Origin of the sequence: Clostridioides sp. GD02404 (genome assembly GCF_045898275.1) — a bacterium.
Classification (GTDB): Bacteria; Bacillota; Clostridia; order Peptostreptococcales; family Peptostreptococcaceae; genus Clostridioides; species Clostridioides difficile_A.
The window spans coordinates 1-5,436 of record NZ_JBJOCA010000055.1 but is presented as its reverse complement, the minus strand read 5'-3'; the positions used below and the strand labels follow the sequence as shown (position 1 = coordinate 5,436).

Genomic DNA, 5,436 nt, shown 5'->3' with positions numbered 1-5,436 from the left:
TACTTGATACTGTCCATACTAATTGAAGTATTGAACAAAATATATCTGTATATAGCATCTATCTAATTATTAATAAGTACTATTAGTGCTATATTTTTCAATATATGCGTCAAACTATTTCTTTAATCAAATTATTTAGTTACAATTGTTTAGTTACACTAGAAAGATAGATATTAATAAGTAACTTGTTGAAAGTAGATACTAAACGTATGAAAAGCTTATAAACTACTTCATCAAGTTTATATAGATGAGTATTGCTAAGTTGTAAATTAGAAGTATTTGAAACTTAAGTATATAATTATGTATTGAATAAAAATAAAAGAGCCTAGAGACACTCATAAGTTATAAATAATAATAAAAAAGTAGGCAGCTTGAAAAGATTAGATTAAAAAAATATCTTAAATTTTTCTATATCTATTGATGTTACTGACATATAACTGACAAGATAGGTTTGAAATGGTACCTACTTGGGGTATGAAATGATTGAAATTGCTAGTAGATAGTAAAGTATGGCATAAAATACTTACTTTTATGCCAAAATTACTGACAACACAAAAAACCTCGTAAGCATTGAAATAACTAATGTTCAGAGGTTTTATCTTTGAAATTAAATTTTATCTATTTAATATCTGTTTTCTGTTTTGTTTTGAAACATTTTAACACTTCTCATAGAATCTTTTGTAGTTTTTACTACATCAACAATAACTCTTATCTCATATTCATTACAATCGCTTATAACTTCTTGCAATTCTTTTTCAAAAACAACTTTAGAGTCTAAGATTGTATCACACAACAGTTCATCTATTGAAACATGTAAAGTATTAGCAATCGAAATGAGAGTAGGCAGACTGACACTAGAACCACCTCGTTCAATGTTACTCATGTGTTGTGGAGTTATATTTACCAATTCAGATAAAGTATCTTGTGTAAGTCTTTTCTTTATTCTAGCAATTTTTATCCGTTGTCCAATCGCCCTAAAATCTAAATCCATTTTTTGCTTATTCCTTTCGTTACTATTTTTGTATATTGTAACCTTTTAGAAATTGTATTATAATAAATTCACTAAAATAATATCTGTTATATCTTTCATTTGAAAGAAATAAAAAATGTTATTTTTAATAATTATACGAAGAAAGGAATTAAGAAATGCAAAAGATACCACAAGCAGAGTTCAAAGTTATGAGGTTTATTTGGAATAAGAACGATATAGTGACATCTAAAGAGCTTATTGAAGCTATGGAGCTTAGTTGTAACTGGAAACCAACAACTACATTAACTCTACTTTCAAGACTAGTAAATAAGCGTTTCTTAGCGTCTCATCGAATAAAAAGAATAACACATTATACAATACTTATAACAGACAAAGAGTATAAAATATTTGCAACAAAAAGATTTTTAGAAGAGATACATTCTAATTCACTAGAGAGCTTAAGAGAATCTTTAATAGATATTCAAAAAAATAGAGCAACTTAATAAGTTTTAATACTTTAAAATCATTCATTCTATAATTGTAGTACATAGAATTGTCGTTTTGTAAAATTCATAAAAAAGTATAAAAAACACATCCATTTCCACATCAATAAAAAAAATTCGTCTGCATGTAAAAATAGCTATAGTAATGTGTACATGCGTTCTATAATTATAGAGTTATTTGAATGTAGATTATGTTTAATATAATATGTTTATCAGCTTGAAAGTGTTGAAATAGGGGGGTATTGTAGGTAATAGAGGGTGAGTATAAAATTTATTTTTTCTAAGTTCTTTCACTTCTACATTACAAAAAAAGCATAGAAATAGTAGGTTCAAAGTACCCCTTAATATATGACTTATAGAAGTGATTTTTTTGTTTTCTAATAATGATTTAAGCCTATAAAATAAGGTTAATAGTTAGTTTTACATTCAATTTCGTTAATAGGGGTAGAGGGATGATAGATAGAGTAAACTTGTATAAAAAAATAGAGTTAGATTCCAGTAATTTCAATTTATTCAAACTGAAAAAGAACTATAGTGAATATATAGATTATGAAACGGCAGAAGTAAAAAAAGAAATTATATCATATAGTTACTATCTGAATGGTATTAGATTCTTATATGCAATAAAGTCTAAAAAGATATATTTGTATGGCAGACTGATAATGCTATTGAAAGACTCTAATCATGTATATAACTTAGATGATGTATACTTACAAAGAGAAGAAATAAGAGTGAAAGCTAATAGTAAACTTAAAGAGCTATTCAATGCTGATTTAGATATATTAGATTTTAGTGTTTCTAGTGTAGAAGTTAATTTTAATATTTATAATGTAGATGCAAATTTATACATAGAGCTATTTAATCAAGTAATTAAAGATAGACAAGACAAAAGATATATAAACTATGTAGACACTAATAAACTTGCTACAAATACAAGTGTCTATATAAAGTCAAAGCATAACTTTAAGAATAATAGAAATAAAACATATACACTAAATTTTTATAATAAGCTAGACCAATTATATAATCTAAGGGTGAAAGCAAATGAAGCTAGAGGTAATAGAATAAACATATCTGAGAAGGATTTAAAACTAGCAGAGAACACTTTGAGATTAGAGGTTAAGTGTGGCACATATGAACTGACTAAGTATGGTAAAGACTTTAGAACTTACTTCAATGACATATTTTTATGTAGAGATATAGTTCTAACTAAGTACAAGCGATTCATCTGCAATACTAGATTAGATTTTTATGATTATTTTGCAACTAAAAAAATAGTGCAAGAAACAAATAAACTAAAGACTAATAGTAAAAAGAAGCTATTGCAATACTTAGAATTGAGATATGCTAAAAAGAAAAAGTATAGCAAAGAAGAATTAAAGAAATATTTCAAGATGCTAGAAGTTTTAAATGTAGCCCCTGCACTCATTCCTACTTTTCACAAAACAAACAAATTAGAGAGTCCAATAAAACTGCTAGACAAAAAAATAGAAAATTTGTGATTACATATAACAATAAAATCCTATTCAATATTAATTAAATAGGATTTTTATTATAGAATTATATTGTCTAATGGCACAATTTAAATAAATTTGTTTATATAATTACGTTTTTGTAAAATATTTAATATACATAGTTATAGGAGGGATATAACTATGAAGGATAATATTCAAGTTAAAATAATTTATGGTAAAAATTCTAGTGATTTAGAAAATAATTTAAATAAATTTTTAAACTCAATTAAAGGGTGTTTTGTAATAGTTAATATTTTTTATGTTGGAACTAAGTGTAGTTGTGGTAATGAAAGTGTTATTGTACAATATAAAATTTGTTAAGTATATTAAAATAGCTTATAAAAAGCACTTAGCTGAACTAAGTGCTTTTTTTATATTTCTTTTCCTGTAACTATATTTGTATAGATATAATTATATAAACTCGCATGTCTTAATTCATCTGATAATATGCTAAAAATTTTGTCTCTATAATAATCATTAGGAAGTCCACTCATTATTTCTCTATATTTTACAACGGCATTTAATTCTCCATTAATAGCATCTTCTATACCTACTCTAAAGTTTATTGGTGGTTCAAATTCTTCTTCAACTGGCATTACTTTTTGACCTGTAAGTTGCTGATAGATTTGTCTAAACATCATATTGTGTCTAAGTTCATCATCCCTAATACCTTCAATAGTAGTCTTAATTTTTTCAAATTGTCTATCTGATAAATCATTTCTAGGTATATTATCTATTAGCCATTGATAGTATTGTGAGTCTCTTTTTTCTGATTCAATAGAATCTCTTATTAAATCTATAGAATTTTGTAATTGCAAAGGGTTTGGGTATATCCATTCATATTGCATTTAAGAACCTCCTTTAATTTTTTTATAGATTATTCTTATACAGAATATGAATATTTTACAAAATATGTAACTATTTATATTATTTTTACTTTTATGTATAGCAATAAAGTAATTTCGATAATTTAAAGGACGTGTATAATTAGAATAGAATACATATGTAATACACATATATTCAGATATATTTAAGAGGTGAAATACTATGAACTGGAATGATTTAAAAAAATGTGATATTAGTGATATTGTGGGATACATAAATGAGAAATTAATTGAATATAAAAGTCTTAAAAAGGTTTCAGATAAATTAGAGATTAATGAAAGTACGATAAGAAAATATTTAAATAGCAAGGGATACAGAAGAAAAGAAAACAAATTCGTACTTTTAGAATACACATGTAATCCCCGAAGTAATACAGTTGAAAATAAAGAAAAATCTTCAATTAGTAAGCAAGATGATATAAGTAATACAGATGTAATATCAACTCCAAAATTAAAAGAAAATATGCTTTATATATCACAAGAATCAGAAACTTTGAAAGAAATGATAGAGTGGTTTAAAATCAATAAAACTGATAGCTCAAATTCAGAGGTTATTGAATTAAGAGAAGGAATAAATATAAATTTACCTGAAGCACCAATTAAAAGAACTACTATTAGAATTAATGAAAAAATATGGGATGAATTTAATATTCTAGTTGAAGAAAATAAACCATATGATAAGCATGATTTAATGGGACAAGCATTAAAAGAGTTTATTGATAGATATAAAAAATAAAACTATTAAGAAAAAAATATATAAATATAGAAAATTTTACTAGTAAAATTTAATAAGTAGAATTATAATTAACTTATATTAAAAAATTGAATACAAAAAAAGACTACTATCTCAATAAGGTTTGGCGACCTTATATGAGTTAATACCAACTATCTAGCCATAGTAAGTAAATAGTAATCTTTTAACTATAATTTAAAATACTAAATGTTTTGGAAGAACATAAAGTATATAAAATATAGCTGTTATCTTCTTAGATATACATAAATTATAAGAGATGCAAGAAAAAAAATCAAGATGATAACAATAAAAGATAAAAATTACGGACTTGTTCAGATGGTTGGACAAGTCTTTTTGAGTGTAGAAATACACAAAAGTTTTATAAGGAAGTGTGTTTGACTTAGAGCAAACCGAATGGCTCGACAGAGTACAGGGGTAGCCGACTAAACACTTGGTATTAGCCAACTGCATATACATATATCTAGTACTATATGGAAGGGCAGAGAGTAGTGACTCGATACTACAACGAACAAAAGCGAGGGTGGAGCTTCTTTGTGGAGCATCTATATATCTTGTTATTGGGGGAAGCGATAGAGAGCATTAAGTTGCAAAAGAATAGATGCTATGACTGTACTAGTCCTAAAATGCCGACATACTGGGCAAAAAGGAAGTTATCCTACACTTGTTTGTAGGGTAACTATGTCCAATTTTAGCCTCTTCCTAGGCAATCATGTCAAGTACTTCTGATATAAAAAGTTTCTAGGTTTGAAAGAAGTGTTTTGGACATAGTTATATATACTTACTTAGTTTTAGTTATAGAATAGTGCTATTA

6 protein-coding genes are annotated in these 5,436 nt (G+C 25.9%); 4 read left to right on the top strand and 2 right to left on the bottom strand.

The window, feature by feature from the left end:
• Positions 1–622 precede the first annotated feature (622 nt).
• Positions 623–991: a helix-turn-helix transcriptional regulator gene (locus Q3287_RS19245; RefSeq protein WP_227849780.1), complete on the bottom strand. Its 369-nt coding sequence runs from the start codon at positions 989–991 to the stop codon at positions 623–625.
• 155 nt (positions 992–1,146) lie between these two features.
• Between Q3287_RS19245 and Q3287_RS19240 the strand changes: the two genes are divergently transcribed.
• The 3 genes from Q3287_RS19240 (at position 1,147) to Q3287_RS19230 (ending at position 3,308) form a co-directional block, all read left to right on the top strand.
• On the top strand, positions 1,147–1,473 hold the full coding sequence (locus Q3287_RS19240) for a BlaI/MecI/CopY family transcriptional regulator (protein ID WP_407964665.1): 327 nt from the start codon (positions 1,147–1,149) through the stop codon (positions 1,471–1,473).
• A gap of 452 nt (positions 1,474–1,925) precedes the next feature.
• Positions 1,926–2,975, top strand: coding sequence for a hypothetical protein (locus Q3287_RS19235; RefSeq protein ID WP_243194457.1), 1,050 nt, complete (start codon positions 1,926–1,928; stop codon positions 2,973–2,975).
• 153 nt (positions 2,976–3,128) lie between these two features.
• Positions 3,129–3,308, top strand: coding sequence for a hypothetical protein (locus Q3287_RS19230; protein WP_054277846.1), 180 nt, complete (start codon positions 3,129–3,131; stop codon positions 3,306–3,308).
• A gap of 50 nt (positions 3,309–3,358) precedes the next feature.
• On the opposite strand, the gene Q3287_RS19225 is transcribed toward Q3287_RS19230, so the two are convergent.
• Positions 3,359–3,835 (bottom strand): ferritin family protein, encoded by a 477-nt coding sequence (locus Q3287_RS19225; protein ID WP_407964664.1) that lies wholly within the window; start codon positions 3,833–3,835, stop codon positions 3,359–3,361.
• Between the two features lie 199 nt (positions 3,836–4,034).
• Between Q3287_RS19225 and Q3287_RS19220 the strand changes: the two genes are divergently transcribed.
• Positions 4,035–4,607: a hypothetical protein gene (locus Q3287_RS19220; protein ID WP_407964663.1), complete on the top strand. Its 573-nt coding sequence runs from the start codon at positions 4,035–4,037 to the stop codon at positions 4,605–4,607.
• Positions 4,608–5,436 lie beyond the last annotated feature (829 nt).

What these genes read in the sequence shown, in the direction of transcription:
- Q3287_RS19220 (WP_407964663.1), top strand. Translation starts at nt 4,035, where the DNA reads ATGAACTGGAATGATTTAAAAAAATGTGATATTAGTGATATTGTGGGA.
- Q3287_RS19225 (WP_407964664.1), bottom strand. Translation starts at nt 3,835, where the DNA reads ATGCAATATGAATGGATATACCCAAACCCTTTGCAATTACAAAATTCT.
- Q3287_RS19240 (WP_407964665.1), top strand. Translation starts at nt 1,147, where the DNA reads ATGCAAAAGATACCACAAGCAGAGTTCAAAGTTATGAGGTTTATTTGG.
- Q3287_RS19245 (WP_227849780.1), bottom strand. Translation starts at nt 991, where the DNA reads ATGGATTTAGATTTTAGGGCGATTGGACAACGGATAAAAATTGCTAGA.
- Q3287_RS19235 (WP_243194457.1), top strand. Translation starts at nt 1,926, where the DNA reads ATGATAGATAGAGTAAACTTGTATAAAAAAATAGAGTTAGATTCCAGT.
- Q3287_RS19230 (WP_054277846.1), top strand. Translation starts at nt 3,129, where the DNA reads ATGAAGGATAATATTCAAGTTAAAATAATTTATGGTAAAAATTCTAGT.